The sequence below is a fragment of the Staphylococcus xylosus genome (assembly GCF_002732165.1).
GTDB lineage: Bacteria > Bacillota > Bacilli > Staphylococcales > Staphylococcaceae > Staphylococcus > Staphylococcus xylosus.
In genome coordinates this window covers 680,953-696,419 of record NZ_MRZO01000001.1, presented here as the reverse complement: position 1 = coordinate 696,419, position 15,467 = coordinate 680,953, and the positions used below count along the sequence as shown (strand labels likewise).

Below are 15,467 nucleotides of genomic sequence, written 5' to 3'. Positions count from 1 at the left end.
TGAGACTACGTCTTTAACGCTTTGCACAATTTAGTAAATGATATATTATAAAAACATATTGTAGATAAAACACTATTTCTGTTATTTAATCGATGGAGAAAATAGTGTATTATAGAAGGAGGATATTTATGCCTTTTACACCAAATGAAATTAAGAATAAAACTTTTACAAATGCAAGAAATGGTTTTGAGCCAACTGAAGTCGAAAGTTATTTAGAACAACTTAGTAATGAAATTGAACGTTTGAAAGAAGATAAAGCACAATTGGAAAAAGTGATTGAAGACAAAGAAAGTAATATTCAATCATATAAAGAGGTACATCAATCTGTAAGTGACGCGTTAATACAAGCTAAACAAGCAGGAGAAGAAACTAAAGCAGCTGCGACAAAAGATGCTGAAGCAACCGTTTCTAAAGCGAAAGCAGAAGCAGATAGAATTGTTAACGATGCAGTTGAAAAAGCACGTAGACTTTCTTTCCAAACTGAAGATATGAAACGACAATCTAAAATATTTAGATCACGTTTCCGTATGTTAGTTGAAGCGCAATTAGACTTACTTAAAAATGAAGATTGGGATTATTTATTAAATTATGATCTTGATTCTGAACAAGTTACTGAAGAAAACATTAATCATTTAAACGATAATGAATTGACTGAAGAAGAAAAAGCTATGAAAGCTAGAGCAGAAGCAGATAATAATGCCAATGCTAGTAACCAAGCATCAGCTACTGATTCAGAGAATAAATAATATTTGATAACAGACGCGTTTGAAATATTAAACATATCACAGCGAGTTAGGGATGGTGGAAGCCTTTCATATGTTAGTTTCTTATATCACTGTTATGTCATCACAAAGTAATAAAGATAATGAGAGAACTCTAAGTTGAGTTAATCAGGGTGGTAACGCGGTATACATCGTCCCTGTTAATTGAACTTAGAGTTCTTTTTATTATTTAAAATGAATAAAGTATGAAAATCGGAACGAGGAGTGTATAGAAATGGACTATAAAGATACATTATTAATGCCAAAAACAGATTTCCCAATGCGTGGTGGTTTGCCGAATAAAGAGCCTAAGATACAAGAAGAATGGGATGAAAAAAATATCTACCAAAAAGTATTAGATAAAAATGAAGGAAACTCTTCATACATTCTACATGATGGCCCACCATATGCGAATGGTAACTTACACATGGGACATGCATTAAACAAAATTTTAAAAGATATCATAACACGTTATAAATCAATGCGTGGGTATTATGCACCGTACGTGCCTGGATGGGATACTCATGGTTTACCAATCGAACAAGCGTTAACTAAAAAAGGTGTTAAACGCAAAGAATTGTCTATAGCAGAATTCAGAAAAAAATGTGAAGCATTTGCATTAGAACAAATTGAAAATCAGAAAAAAGATTTCAAGCGTTTAGGTATTAAAGGCGATTTTAATAATCCTTATATTACTTTAAAACCAGAATATGAAGCAGCTCAAATTCGTTTATTTGGAGAAATGGCAGATAAAGGTTTAATTTATAAAGGTAAAAAACCAGTATATTGGTCACCATCAAGTGAATCTTCATTAGCAGAAGCAGAAATTGAATATCAAGATAAACGTTCACCATCTATTTATGTAGCATTTGATGTTAAAGATGGTAAAGGCATTGTCGATCCAGATGCGAAATTTATTATCTGGACTACAACACCGTGGACATTACCGTCAAATGTGGCGATTACTGTGCATCCTGATTTAACTTACGGTCAATATAATGTAAATGGCCAAAAATATATCATTGGTAAAGATTTAGCGAGTGATGTTGTAGAAGCGTTAGGCTGGGACGAAGATACCTTAGTATTAGAAAATGAATTTAAAGGTAAAGAATTAGAATATGTTGAAGCGCAACACCCATTCTTTGAACGTGAATCATTAGTGATTAATGGTTTGCATGTCACTACTGATGCAGGTACTGGATGTGTACACACAGCGCCTGGACATGGTGAAGACGACTATATAGTTGGTCAAAAATATAATTTACCTGTTATTAGCCCAGTTGATGATAAAGGTGTATTTACTGATGAAGCTGGCCAATTTGAAGGCATGTTTTATGATAAAGCGAATAAAGAAATCACAGACTTACTAAAAGAAAATGGTGCATTATTGCATTTAGAATTTATTACGCATAGTTATCCTCATGATTGGCGTACGAAAAAACCAGTTATTTTTAGAGCGACACCACAATGGTTTGCATCTATAGATAAGGTGCGTCAAGATATTTTAGATTCTATTGATGAAACACAATTCAAAGTGGACTGGGGTAAAACACGTATCTATAATATGATTCGTGACCGTGGCGAATGGGTTATTTCACGTCAACGTGTATGGGGCGTGCCATTACCAGTGTTTTATGCTGAAAATGGTGACATTATTATGACATCAGAAACAGTTAACCATGTTGCTGATTTATTTGAAGCAAATGGATCAAACATCTGGTTTGAACGTGAGGCGAAAGATTTACTACCTGAAGGCTTTACGCATCCAAGTAGCCCGAATGGTGAATTTACAAAAGAAACTGATATCATGGATGTTTGGTTTGACTCAGGTTCATCACATCGTGGTGTATTAGAGGCACGTCCGGAATTATCATACCCAGCTGATTTATACCTTGAAGGTAGTGACCAATACCGTGGTTGGTTCAACTCATCAATTACAACTTCTGTAGCTACAAGAGGTCAATCTCCATATAAAATGTTATTATCACATGGTTTTGTAATGGATGGAGAAGGTAAGAAAATGAGTAAATCATTAGGCAATGTGATTGTGCCGGATCAAATTGTGAAACAAAAAGGTGCAGATATTGCACGTCTATGGGTTAGTAGTGTTGATTATCTAGCAGATGTACGTATTTCAGATGAAATCTTAAAACAAACTTCTGACGTCTACAGAAAAATTAGAAATACTTTAAGATTTATGTTAGGTAACGTAAATGATTATAATCCTGCTACGGATGCAATCGCTGAAGATAATTTATTAGAAGTAGATAAATATTTATTGAACAGATTACGTGAGTTTACTGCAAATACTTTAGATCACTATGATAACTATGATTATTTAGATATCTTCCAAGAAGTTCAAAACTTTATTAATGTAGAACTTAGTAACTTCTACTTAGATTATGGTAAAGATATTCTTTATATTGAAGAACGTGATTCACATAAACGTCGTAGTATGCAAACAGTTTTATATCAAATCGTAGTTGATATGACGAAATTATTAGCTCCAATCTTAGTGCATACATCTGAAGAAGTTTGGTCACATATTCCTCACGTAGAGGAAGAAAGTGTACACTTAACAAACATGCCAGAGCGAGTTGAAGTAGACCGTGAATTTGTAGATAGATGGAACACATTTATGAAATTACGTGATGATGTTAACCGTGCATTAGAAGTTGCACGTAACGAAAAAGTAATTGGTAAATCATTAGAAGCTAAGGTTGTGATTGGAAGAAATGATAACTTTGATGCGACATCATTCTTACAACAATTTGCTGACTTACAACAATTATTTATTACTTCTCAAGCAGAAGTAGTAGATCATGTGGAAGATGGAATTCCATATCAATATGGAGATATCCGTATTGAGCATGCACATGGTGAAAAATGTGAGCGTTGCTGGAATTACAGTGAATCATTAGGTTCTGTAGGTGAACTAAATAACCTGTGTCCACGTTGTCAAGAAGTTGTCAAAACACTAGTATAATTGAGACGCTAGTTGTTATTAATTAAATATATTGATTTGGATGAGGCTGGGGCATAATTAAGTGTCTTAGCCTCATCTTTGCTGGAGTGGGATGATATTAAAGCTTATGTTATAAAATATAAGGGTCATTACCACTCAATATTTCCGATTGCTTTATTTTATTTTTTGATGGTGAACATTGATAATAGGACAGGAGCAAAGCAATTTAGTAGAATTTAAGTAAAACTTGATTTTAGAAGGGTGTTTTTTATGTTTCATAACCAAAGTGCGCATTTTGTAAACGGCATAACATTAAATGTAAGAGATAAAGAAGCTATGAAACAATTTTATGAACATATCTTAGGGCTCAATGTAGTGAATGAATCATATTCGATTGTCCATTATGAAATCGGTAATTCAAATCATTTTCTAACCTTAAAGCAAATCAATTATGGTAGAGAACCATTAACTTTAGAAGCGGGATTATTTCATTTAGCTATTAGACTACCATCGAAAGCAGATTTAGCGGATTTGCTTGTTCAATTAAGTGAGTATGAATTGCCTATTAATGGTGGTGAACATGATATTACAACGTCATTATTTTTAGAGGACCCGGAAGGCAATGGTTTAGAATTTTATGTGGATCATCCTATTGAAGATTGGGTGTTTGAAGATGACAAAGTTGTTTTAGAAACACAACCAATCAATGTACCTAATTTATTAACCTATGTTTCGAATGAGAAATGGCAAGGCATACCTGATGAAACTATAATAGGATATGTTAATCTTAAAACGATTGAGTTAAAGCGCGTAATTTCATATTATAAAAATTTCTTTGGTTTAGAAGCCTCATCCTTAGAAACAAACACAGCATTGTATTTATCTTCTAATGGTTATCACCAACATATTGTAGTCAATAATTGGTTTTCTCGAATTAAGCGTATTGAAAACCATAAAACATACGGATTGGCATGTGTAGATTATCACTATCCTGAGACGACTCACAAGAATATTACAGGCCCAGATGGTATACTGTTTCGTTTTAATTTTTATAAAGTTATGTAATTAATGTGAAAAGAAGACAAATTATTTTTGTTATGATACTAGGAAAATTCACTAAATGAATTTCATCTAAAAATATAGCATTATATCAATGGTTGATTATGAATTACTAACTTTTATATATATAATCAAACTGTAACTTTTTTTATAAGTTTTATTAGGATATAATGAAAGATGTTGTAAAAGCGACTGAACGCAGAATAGGAGGTACAGGCATGAAACGTCAGTACTATATTAGTATTTCTTTATTCATAACAATCGTTATATTATTATTAGATCAAATCACAAAGTTTATTGTTGCCAGTTCTATGAGAGTTGGAGATTCTTTTAACGTAATTCCTCATTTTTTAAATATAACTTCTCATCGTAATAACGGTGCAGCTTGGGGTATATTGAGTGGGAAGATGAGTTTTTTCTATATTATTACAATTATAATACTTGTTGTATTAATTGTATTTTACATTAAAGAAGCGAAACAGCATTTATTAATGCAAGTAGCTATCAGTTTGTTATTTGCAGGAGCATTAGGTAATTTTATTGATCGTGTGTTACATGGTGAAGTTGTAGATTTTGTTGACACAAATATTTTTGGTTATAATTTCCCGATTTTTAATGTAGCGGATTCTAGTTTGACCATAGGCGTGTTGTTAATAGTAATCGCTTTGTTAACAGATATGAAGAAAGAAGAATAGGAGAGATATCGTATGGATATACATGAGTTTAAGATAGAAGACCAGAACGATACAGGTCAACGTATTGATAAGTTATTACCTGAATATAATTCAGATTGGTCACGTACTCAAATCCAAGATTGGATTAAAGAGGATCTTGTAAAAGTTAATGATAAAGTCATTAAATCTAACTACAAGACTAAGATGAATGACCATATAGTTGTAACTGAAAAAGAAATAGTAGAAGCAGATATTCAACCAGAAAATTTAAATTTAGATATTTTTTATGAAGATGATGATGTGGCTATAGTATATAAACCTAAAGGAATGGTAGTTCACCCATCAGCGGGTCATTACACAGGCACATTAGTTAACGGCCTTATGTATCAAATGAAGAATTTATCAGGAATTAATGGTGAAATTCGTCCAGGTATTGTACACCGTATTGATAAAGATACATCTGGATTATTAATGGTTGCTAAAAATGATATAGCACATCGTAGTTTAGTAGACCAATTAGTTAAAAAGACAGTTACTCGTAAATATGTTGCATTGGTACATGGTAATATTCCTCATGATTACGGCACAATTGATGCGCCAATTGGTAGAAACAAAAATGACCGTCAATCGATGGATGTTGTAGATGATGGTAAAGATGCAATTACGCATTTTAATGTATTAGAGCATTTTGATAAGTATACATTAATCGAGTGTATTTTAGAAACTGGTCGTACACACCAAATTCGTGTGCATATGAAATATATCGGTTTCCCATTAGTCGGTGATCCAAAATATGGACCGAAAAAAACGATGGATATAGGTGGCCAAGCGCTACATGCTGGTGTAATAGGGTTTGAACATCCAATTACGCATGAAAATATTGAAAAATCAGCCGCATTACCTGATGATTTTGAACAATTATTAACTGAATTACGTAGAAGTGAAAAATAACTAAAATCTGAGACATTGATAAATGTCTCAGATTTTTTTGATGCATTAAATTAACTATTACTATAGTATACTTGTTATTTCGTGTTTACCGACTTGCAAGGTAATATGATTCATGGTATCATTATGTCAGTTTAATAAAGAGCGAACGTCTTTAATTGAGAGTCCAGAGAGGCTCCGAAGACATGTATTTAATAAAAAAGGTTATAAACTTACTGTTTATTCATACGAATGAAGAAACACTGTTGTAGTTATAGTATCTTAACGCAATAGGAGCCATAGTATAATTTTTAAACTATGGAAGAGAAAGCATCTCATGTTAATGAGTGATGTCTCTTGAAGTTTGTAGACTTTTTTAACTAAACCTCATGTCTAATAAAGACATGGGGTTTTCTTTATATCATCACTTAATTAAAGGCAGGTGTTTAAAAATGTCAGAACGCGTTATTATGGATGAAGCAGCAATACAAAGAACAGTTACACGTATCGCACATGAAATTTTAGAATATAACAAAGGTACTGATAATTTAATCTTGTTAGGAATTAAAACACGTGGTGCATTTTTAGCGAGACGTATACAACAAAAGATCGAACAAATAGAAGAGATAGCCGTACCAACTGGAACAATAGATATTACACAATTTAGAGATGATTTAGAACAAACAATAAATCAAGTTGATGAAAAGGCGTATGAAATAGACGTTAATATTACAAATCAAGTCGTCATTATTATTGACGATGTTTTATACACAGGGCGTACAGTGCGAGCTTCATTAGACGCTGTTCTACAGTATGCGAGGCCCAAAAAAATTGGCTTAGCTACTTTAGTAGACAGAGGTCATAGAGAATTGCCAATTCGCGCAGACTTCGTAGGAAAAAATATTCCTACTGCAAAAGAAGAAGATGTATCAGTATTTCTTCAAGAAATAGATGATAGAAATGCAGTTGTAATTAAATAGCACCTTTTAATTCAGTACGAGAGACTGGAAAAGGGAAGAGGTAAAAGCTAATATGATAATCACTATTTGAGAGGGATTCATATAGGCTTTTAGAAAGATAAGCTACCGGCTTAATACAAACACCTCTTCATATTATCTTGATTAATTATATCGAGCTATCGTTTTAACTTACGAATAAAGCTTGGTTTTCTATAATCTAAACAGATAATATATACTTTTTAGTCTCTTTACATGAATTCAATGTAAAGAGATTTTTTTATGAGAGGAAGCATAAACATGGAAAATGAAACAATGTTTGAACGGACAGTCAAACCAGTATTAGATGTGGGTGATAGACCTAAAATTGGACAATGGGCTTTCTTGAGCACGCAACATTTATTTGCAATGTTTGGTTCAACTGTACTAGTACCATTTTTAACTGGATTACCAATATCATCGGCACTTTTAGCATCAGGGATCGGGACATTGTTATATATCTTAATTACTAAAGCAAAAATACCTGCTTATCTCGGATCAAGCTTTGCCTTTATAACACCAATCATTACAGGGTTAAATTCACATGGCTTAGGCGACATGCTTGTGGCACTTTTTATGAGCGGCGTCATGTATGTTCTGATAGGTATAGCAATTAAAATTAGTGGAACAAATTGGTTAATGAACTTACTACCACCAGTAGTTGTTGGTCCAGTTATTATGGTTATCGGCTTGAGTTTAGCGCCAACCGCTGTCAATATGGCAATGTTTGAGAACTCGGGAGATATGAAAGGTTATAACTTAAGTTATTTAGCAGTAGCAATGATTACATTGCTGGTAACGATTATAGCGCAAGGTTATTTTAAAGGTTTCTTATCTTTAATTCCGGTACTCATCGGCATAGTAACTGGCTATATTGTTTCAATTGCTATGGGATTAGTAAACTTTGCGCCCATCGCTGAGGCCAAATGGTTACAATTTCCAGAAGTATACATACCATTTAAAGATTACACACCTTCGTTTCATTTGGGGTTAGTATTAGTTCTAATACCTATTGTGTTTGTGACTGTTAGTGAACATATTGGTCATCAAATGGTAATTAACAAAATTGTAGGACGCAACTTTTTTAAAGATCCAGGTTTAGATAAGTCCATCATCGGTGATGGCGTATCAACGATGTTTGCGAGCATCATTGGTGGCCCTCCAAGTACAACTTATGGAGAAAATATTGGTGTGCTGGCAATAACAAAAATATATAGCGTTTATGTTATTGGCGGTGCTGCAACAATTGCAATTATTTTAGGATTTGTAGGGAAATTCACAGCATTGGTTTCATCCATACCAACACCAGTAATGGGTGGGGTTTCCATTTTACTTTTCGGTATTATCGCCGCAAGTGGTTTGAGGATGCTAGTCGAAAGTGAAGTGGATTTCGCAAGTAACAGAAATTTAGTTATTGCTTCTGTCATTTTAGTCATAGGAATAGGTAACCTTGTATTTAATTTAAACGGACTAGGTATTAATTTAGAAATTGAAGGCATGGCACTAGCTGCTTTAGCAGGTATAACACTGAATTTAATTTTACCCAAAGAAACACTAGCAGATTAATAAAAAATTGTCATAATAAGGAGCTGAAAAATATGGATAATTTACTAACAATGGAACATTTAAATACGACTGAAATTTATGAATTGATCCAACGCGCGAGCGCTTTGAAAAATGGTGACACGAAACCATATTGTTTTGATGATAAATTCGTAGCAAATTTATTCTTTGAAAATTCCACACGCACGAAAAGTAGTTTTTTAGTAGCCGAACAAAAATTAGGATTAAAATTAATTGATTTTGAAACAGATACATCTTCTGTTCAAAAAGGTGAATCACTATATGATACTTGTAAGACATTAGAACAAGTAGGTGCAGATGTGTTAGTAATTCGACATCCTCAAACAAATTATTATGATGAATTAGAAAAGTTGAACATCCCGATTATCAACGCTGGTGACGGAAGTGGACAACATCCCACTCAAAGTTTATTGGATATTATGACAATATACGAAGAATATAAAACATTTGAAAACTTAAATATTTTGATTTGTGGCGATATTAAAAATTCACGCGTTGCCAAAAGTAACTTTCAAAGTTTAAGTGCTTTAGGTGCAAATGTGATGTTTTCAAGTCCAGAGTCATGGAAAGATGAAACATTAGAAGCACCTTATGTAGAAATAGATGAGGTAATTGATTCAATAGACATCGTGATGCTACTTAGGGTACAACACGAGAGACATGGTGATAGTGAAATAGCTAGTTTTGAAACTACGCAATATCATGAACAGTTTGGACTTACGCAACAACGATATAACAAGCTTAATGATCGAGCGATTATTATGCATCCAGCTCCAGTGAATCGAGGCGTAGAAATAGAAGATGCACTTGTAGAAGCACCAAAGTCTCGTATATTTAAACAAATGGAAAATGGTATGTATATCCGCATGGCAATTATTGACTATATCTTACAAATGGAAGGGGCAACAGCAAAATGAAATTATTAACAAATGCGCAAATATTACAAGACGGTGAACTAATAAAGGTATCAATTTTAATAGATGGGAAACATATTAAGAAAATTGCACCTCAAATAGAGGTTGATGCAGACACAGAAGAAATAGACGTCAAAGGACAATTTGTTTCACCAGGATTAGTCGATGTTCATGTTCATTTACGTGAGCCAGGTGGAGAACATAAAGAAACGATTGAAACAGGGACTAAAGCAGCAGCTCGAGGTGGTTTCACTACAGTTTGTCCCATGCCAAATACACGTCCAGTACCAGATTCTGAAGAAAATCTTAATCGCTTAAATCAATTAATAGTAGAAAATGCGCAGGTTAGAGTATTACCATATGCTGCTATAACAGTGAGACAAGCAGGTAAGGAACATGTTGATTTCTCTACGCTTGCACAAAATGGTGCATTTGCTTTTACCGACGATGGTGTAGGTGTACAACAAGCAAATATGATGTACGAAGCTATGCAAGAAGCTGCAAAAGTTAATAAAGCTGTCGTAGCGCATTGTGAAGATAATAGCTTGATTTATGGCGGTGCCATGCACGAAGGGGAACGTAGTAAAGCATTAGATATACCAGGTATTCCAAATATTTGTGAAGCAGTACAAATTGCTAGAGATGTGTTATTAGCGGAAGCAGCAGGCGCTCATTACCATGTTTGCCATGTATCTACTAAAGAAAGTGTTAGAGCTATCCGAGATGCTAAAAAAGCAGGCATACATGTAACAGCTGAAGTTACCCCACATCACTTACTATTGACTGAAGACGATGTTCCTGGAGATGATGCGATTTATAAAATGAATCCGCCTTTAAGAAGTAAAGAGGATAGAGATGCATTGCTTGAAGGATTATTAGATGGCACTATTGATTGTATTGCGACAGACCATGCACCACATGCAGCTGAAGAAAAAGCTCAACCAATGACTAAAGCACCATTTGGTATCGTAGGTAGTGAAACAGCATTCCCATTACTTTATACACACTTTGTTAAAAATGGTGAGTGGACATTACAACAGTTAGTCGATTATTTAACAATTAAACCAGCTCAGACATTTGATTTACCATATGGAAAATTAGAAGAAGGTGGATTAGCTGATTTAACAGTTATTAATTTAGATAAGGAAACTGAAATAAACGCAGATGACTTTGCGTCTAAAGGTCGTAACACACCGTTTATAGGGTATAACGTTTATGGAACACCAGTATTAACAATGGTTGAAGGTGAAGTTAAATTTAAGGAGGAAAAATAATGTTAAAGCAACGTTATCTTGTTTTAGAAGATGGTTCATACTATGAAGGGTACCAAATAGGCTCCGATAATTTAACACTAGGTGAAATTGTCTTTAATACGGCAATGACGGGTTATCAAGAAACGATTTCAGATCCTTCATATACCGGTCAAATTATTACATTTACTTACCCTTTAATAGGGAATTACGGTATAAATAGAGATGATTTTGAATCACTTGTGCCTACTTTAAATGGTGTTGTTGTAAAAGAAAGCAGCAGCCAACCAAGTAATTTTAGAAAACAAAAAACATTTGAAGAAGTACTTGTAGAGTATGATATACCAGGTATTTCAGGTGTAGATACACGAAGTATTACACGCAAAATTAGAAAATATGGTGTGCTAAAAGCTGCGTTTACAGATAATAAAGCTGAGATTGAGGAAATAGTTACACAACTAAAAACAAAAGAATTACCGCGTAATGAAGTGACAACTGTATCTACAAAATCTCCTTATGTATCTACCGGTTATGGCTTAAGTGTTGTCTTAGTTGATTTTGGTAAAAAACAAAATATTGTAAGAGAACTTAATGCCCGTGGTTGTAATGTAACGGTAGTACCATATGACACTACTGCAGAAGAAATTATAAGAATGTCACCTGATGGTGTGATGTTATCTAATGGACCTGGCGATCCTGAAGCGGTTGAAACAGCAGTGGAAATGATTAAAGGTATCTTAGGACAGGTACCATTCTTCGGTATTTGTCTAGGTCACCAATTATTTGCACTAGCTCAAGGAGCGACTTCTTTCAAAATGAAATTTGGTCACAGAGGTGCTAATCATCCAGTCAAAGATTTGAAAACTGGAAAAATTGCATTAACGAGTCAAAATCACGGTTATGCAATTGATAAAGATTCTTTAACAAATACAGATTTAGAAGTTACACATATTGCTATTAATGATGGTACAGTTGAAGGCTTAAGACATAAAACATTACCAGCTTTTTCGGTACAATATCATCCCGAAGCATGTCCAGGGCCATCAGACTCAAATTATTTATTTGATGAATTTATCGATATGATGAAAGAATATAAAACAAAGGAGCATACAATCAATGCCTAAACGTCAAGATATAGAAACGATTTTAGTTATAGGATCAGGACCAATTATTATCGGTCAAGCTGCAGAGTTTGATTATGCAGGTACTCAAGCATGTTTAGCATTAAAAGAAGAAGGCTACCGCGTAATATTAGTTAACTCAAACCCAGCCACAATCATGACAGATACTGAAATTGCTGATAAAGTTTATATTGAGCCACTAACGCATGATTTCATTGCACGTATTATCCGTAAAGAACAACCTGATGCACTCCTACCTACATTAGGTGGCCAAACAGGGTTGAATATGGCAATTCAATTACATGATAGTGGAGAATTAGAAGCTAATAATGTACAGCTATTAGGTACAGAATTGGAGTCGATTCAACAAGCCGAAGATAGAGAATTATTTAGAACATTGATGAATGAACTAAATGTACCGGTTCCTGAAAGTGATATCGTTAATACAATTGAGCAAGCATTTGCATTTAAAGAAGAAGTTGGTTACCCGTTAATTGTAAGACCGGCATTTACAATGGGCGGTACTGGCGGCGGCATTTGTTATAACGATGAAGAATTTAAAGAAATCGTAGGTAATGGTTTACATTATAGTCCGGCCACACAGTGTTTAATTGAAAAATCAATCGCTGGCTTTAAAGAAATTGAATATGAAGTTATGCGTGATAAAAATGACAATGCTATCGTTGTCTGTAATATGGAAAATATTGACCCTGTGGGGATACATACAGGTGACTCAATCGTAGTAGCACCTAGTCAAACGTTGTCAGATGTGGAATATCAAATGTTACGTGACGTATCATTAAAAGTGATACGCGCATTAGGCATTGAAGGTGGTTGTAATGTACAACTTGCGCTAGATCCACATTCTATGGATTACTATATCATCGAGGTGAATCCTCGTGTATCTCGTTCATCTGCGTTGGCGTCAAAAGCAACGGGCTATCCAATTGCCAAATTAGCTGCCAAAATTGCAGTAGGATTGACGTTGGATGAAATGTTGAATCCGATTACTGAAACATCATACGCTGCCTTTGAGCCTACATTAGATTATGTGATTTCTAAGATTCCACGTTTTCCATTTGATAAATTTGAAAAAGGTGAACGTGTTCTAGGTACACAAATGAAAGCAACAGGCGAAGTAATGGCAATCGGTAGAACATATGAAGAGTCCTTACTTAAAGCGATTCGTTCTTTAGAATACGGTGTACATCACTTAGGTTTACCGAATGGTGAAACGTTCGATTTAGATTATATTAAATCGCGTATCAAAGACCAAGATGATGAACGTTTATTCTTTATAGGAGAAGCGATCCGCAGAGGTACGACATTAGAAGAAATTCATGAAATGACAAAAATAGATTATTTCTTCTTAAATAAATTCCAACATATTATTAATATAGAACATGATTTAAAGGCTAATAAAGGTGATATTAATTACCTGAAATTTGCTAAAAATTATGGCTTTAGTGACCGTGTCATTGCGCATCGTTTCGATATGACAGAAACTGAAGTTCACGATTTAAGAGTAGCAAATGGTATTACGCCAGTGTATAAAATGGTAGATACATGTGCTGCAGAATTTGAGTCAGCAACACCTTATTATTATGGAACATATGAATACGAAAATGAATCTACCGTTACGGAGAAAGAGAAAATTCTAGTACTAGGATCAGGTCCAATACGTATTGGTCAAGGTGTTGAATTTGATTATGCAACGGTGCACGCTGTGTGGGCGATTCAACAAGCTGGTTACGAAGCAATTATTGTAAATAATAATCCAGAAACTGTATCAACTGACTTTTCAATATCAGATAAATTATACTTTGAACCACTGACTGAAGAAGATGTCATGAATATCATAGATTTAGAACAACCAAAAGGGGTAGTCGTTCAATTTGGTGGCCAAACAGCGATTAACTTAGCTGATAAATTAGCAAAACATGACGTTCAAATTCTAGGAACATCATTAGAAGATTTAAATAGAGCAGAAGACCGTAAAGAGTTCGAAGCGTTATTGAATAAAATTGGTGTGCCACAACCAAATGGTAAGACGGCTACATCACCTCAAGAAGCACTAGAAAATGCTAGAAACATCGGTTATCCAGTCGTTGTAAGACCATCATACGTATTAGGTGGACGTGCGATGGAGATTGTTAATAGTGATGCAGAATTAGAAGACTACATGAATCAAGCTGTTAAAGCTAGCCCTGATCATCCTGTACTAGTAGACAGATACTTAACAGGTAAAGAAATTGAAGTTGATGCTATATGTGATGGAGAGACTGTAATCATTCCGGGTATCATGGAACACATAGAAAGAGCGGGTGTTCACTCCGGTGACTCTATTGCAGTATATCCACCACAAACATTAACTCAAGAGGAAATGGATACGCTAGAAAATTTCACTATTAAATTGGCAAAAGGTTTAAATATAATTGGTCTTATTAATATTCAATTTGTTATCGCACACGATGGTGTATATGTCTTAGAAGTAAATCCGCGTGCCAGTCGTACGGTACCATTCCTAAGTAAGATTACTGACATTCAAATGGCACAATTGGCAATGCGTTCCATAATGGGAGAAAAACTTGTCAATTTAGGTTATGAAGCTGGAATTCAACCATACGCAGATGGCGTGTTTGTCAAAGCACCGGTCTTCAGTTTTAATAAATTGAAAAACGTAGATATCACGCTTGGACCTGAAATGAAATCAACAGGTGAAGTAATGGGTAAAGATTCTACAATGGAAAAGGCGCTTTACAAAGGATTAACTGCAAGTGGTATGGAAGTCAGTGACCATGGTACAGTCTTGATGACGGTAAGTGATAAAGATAAAGATGAAATTGTATCTATCGCACATCGCTTAAATGAAGTCGGTTATAAAATTTTAGCGACAGAAGGTACTGCCCAGAAATTAACTGAAAATCAAATTCCTTCAGAAATCGTTGGCAAAATTGGTGGCGAAGACAATCTATTAAATCGTATTCAAAATGGTGAAGTACAAATTGTCGTCAATACAATGACAAAAGGAAAAGAAGTTGAACGTGATGGCTTCCAAATCAGACGTGCATCAGTAGAAAATGGTGTACCTTGTCTTACATCATTAGATACAGTAGACGCATTAACAAGTGTCCTTGAAAGTATGACTTTTACAATGAAAAACATGTAATAGACATCAAAATAATTTAAGGTAAAATAGTGTTTTAATAAATTACTA

The 15,467-nt window shown here is 34.3% G+C and carries 11 protein-coding genes; all 11 read left to right on the top strand.

The annotated features are described in order from the left end of the window. The first annotated feature begins 128 nt into the window (after nucleotides 1-128). The 11 genes from BTM19_RS03320 to carB all read left to right on the top strand — a co-directional run bounded on the left by BTM19_RS03320 (nucleotide 129) and on the right by carB (nucleotide 15,419). Nucleotides 129-746 carry a DivIVA domain-containing protein gene (locus BTM19_RS03320; protein ID WP_029377539.1) on the top strand — a complete coding sequence of 206 codons (618 nt, stop codon included), beginning with the start codon at nucleotides 129-131 and terminating at the stop codon, nucleotides 744-746. Nucleotides 747-996: 250 nt separating this feature from the next. Then, on the top strand, nucleotides 997-3,747 hold the full coding sequence (gene ileS / locus BTM19_RS03315) for an isoleucine--tRNA ligase (protein WP_058625808.1): 2,751 nt from the start codon (nucleotides 997-999) through the stop codon (nucleotides 3,745-3,747). 249 nt (nucleotides 3,748-3,996) lie between these two features. Continuing rightward, nucleotides 3,997-4,791, top strand: a complete 795-nt coding sequence (locus tag BTM19_RS03310) for a VOC family protein (protein ID WP_029377537.1) — start codon at nucleotides 3,997-3,999, stop codon at nucleotides 4,789-4,791. 212 nt (nucleotides 4,792-5,003) lie between these two features. Next, nucleotides 5,004-5,480 carry a signal peptidase II gene (gene lspA, locus BTM19_RS03305; RefSeq protein ID WP_029377536.1) on the top strand — a complete coding sequence of 159 codons (477 nt, stop codon included), beginning with the start codon at nucleotides 5,004-5,006 and terminating at the stop codon, nucleotides 5,478-5,480. A gap of 12 nt (nucleotides 5,481-5,492) precedes the next feature. Continuing rightward, nucleotides 5,493-6,410, top strand: a complete 918-nt coding sequence (locus tag BTM19_RS03300; RefSeq protein WP_029377535.1) for an RluA family pseudouridine synthase — start codon at nucleotides 5,493-5,495, stop codon at nucleotides 6,408-6,410. Between the two features lie 428 nt (nucleotides 6,411-6,838). Continuing rightward, nucleotides 6,839-7,366 carry a bifunctional pyr operon transcriptional regulator/uracil phosphoribosyltransferase PyrR gene (gene pyrR, locus BTM19_RS03295; protein ID WP_029377534.1) on the top strand — a complete coding sequence of 176 codons (528 nt, stop codon included), beginning with the start codon at nucleotides 6,839-6,841 and terminating at the stop codon, nucleotides 7,364-7,366. Between the two features lie 276 nt (nucleotides 7,367-7,642). Then, nucleotides 7,643-8,947 (top strand): uracil-xanthine permease family protein, encoded by a 1,305-nt coding sequence (locus tag BTM19_RS03290; RefSeq protein ID WP_029377533.1) that lies wholly within the window; start codon nucleotides 7,643-7,645, stop codon nucleotides 8,945-8,947. Between the two features lie 32 nt (nucleotides 8,948-8,979). Further along, nucleotides 8,980-9,882: an aspartate carbamoyltransferase catalytic subunit gene (locus tag BTM19_RS03285; RefSeq protein ID WP_029377532.1), complete on the top strand. Its 903-nt coding sequence runs from the start codon at nucleotides 8,980-8,982 to the stop codon at nucleotides 9,880-9,882. Further along, nucleotides 9,879-11,153: a dihydroorotase gene (locus BTM19_RS03280; RefSeq protein WP_029377531.1), complete on the top strand. Its 1,275-nt coding sequence runs from the start codon at nucleotides 9,879-9,881 to the stop codon at nucleotides 11,151-11,153. Before BTM19_RS03285 ends, BTM19_RS03280 begins: the two co-directional genes overlap by 4 nt. Next, complete coding sequence (locus tag BTM19_RS03275; protein ID WP_058625810.1) at nucleotides 11,153-12,253, top strand: carbamoyl phosphate synthase small subunit; 1,101 nt, start codon at nucleotides 11,153-11,155, stop codon at nucleotides 12,251-12,253. The genes BTM19_RS03280 and BTM19_RS03275 overlap by 1 nt, the downstream gene beginning before the upstream one ends. Then, on the top strand, nucleotides 12,246-15,419 hold the full coding sequence (gene carB, locus BTM19_RS03270) for a carbamoyl-phosphate synthase large subunit (RefSeq protein ID WP_038678330.1): 3,174 nt from the start codon (nucleotides 12,246-12,248) through the stop codon (nucleotides 15,417-15,419). The genes BTM19_RS03275 and carB overlap by 8 nt, the downstream gene beginning before the upstream one ends. Nucleotides 15,420-15,467 lie beyond the last annotated feature (48 nt).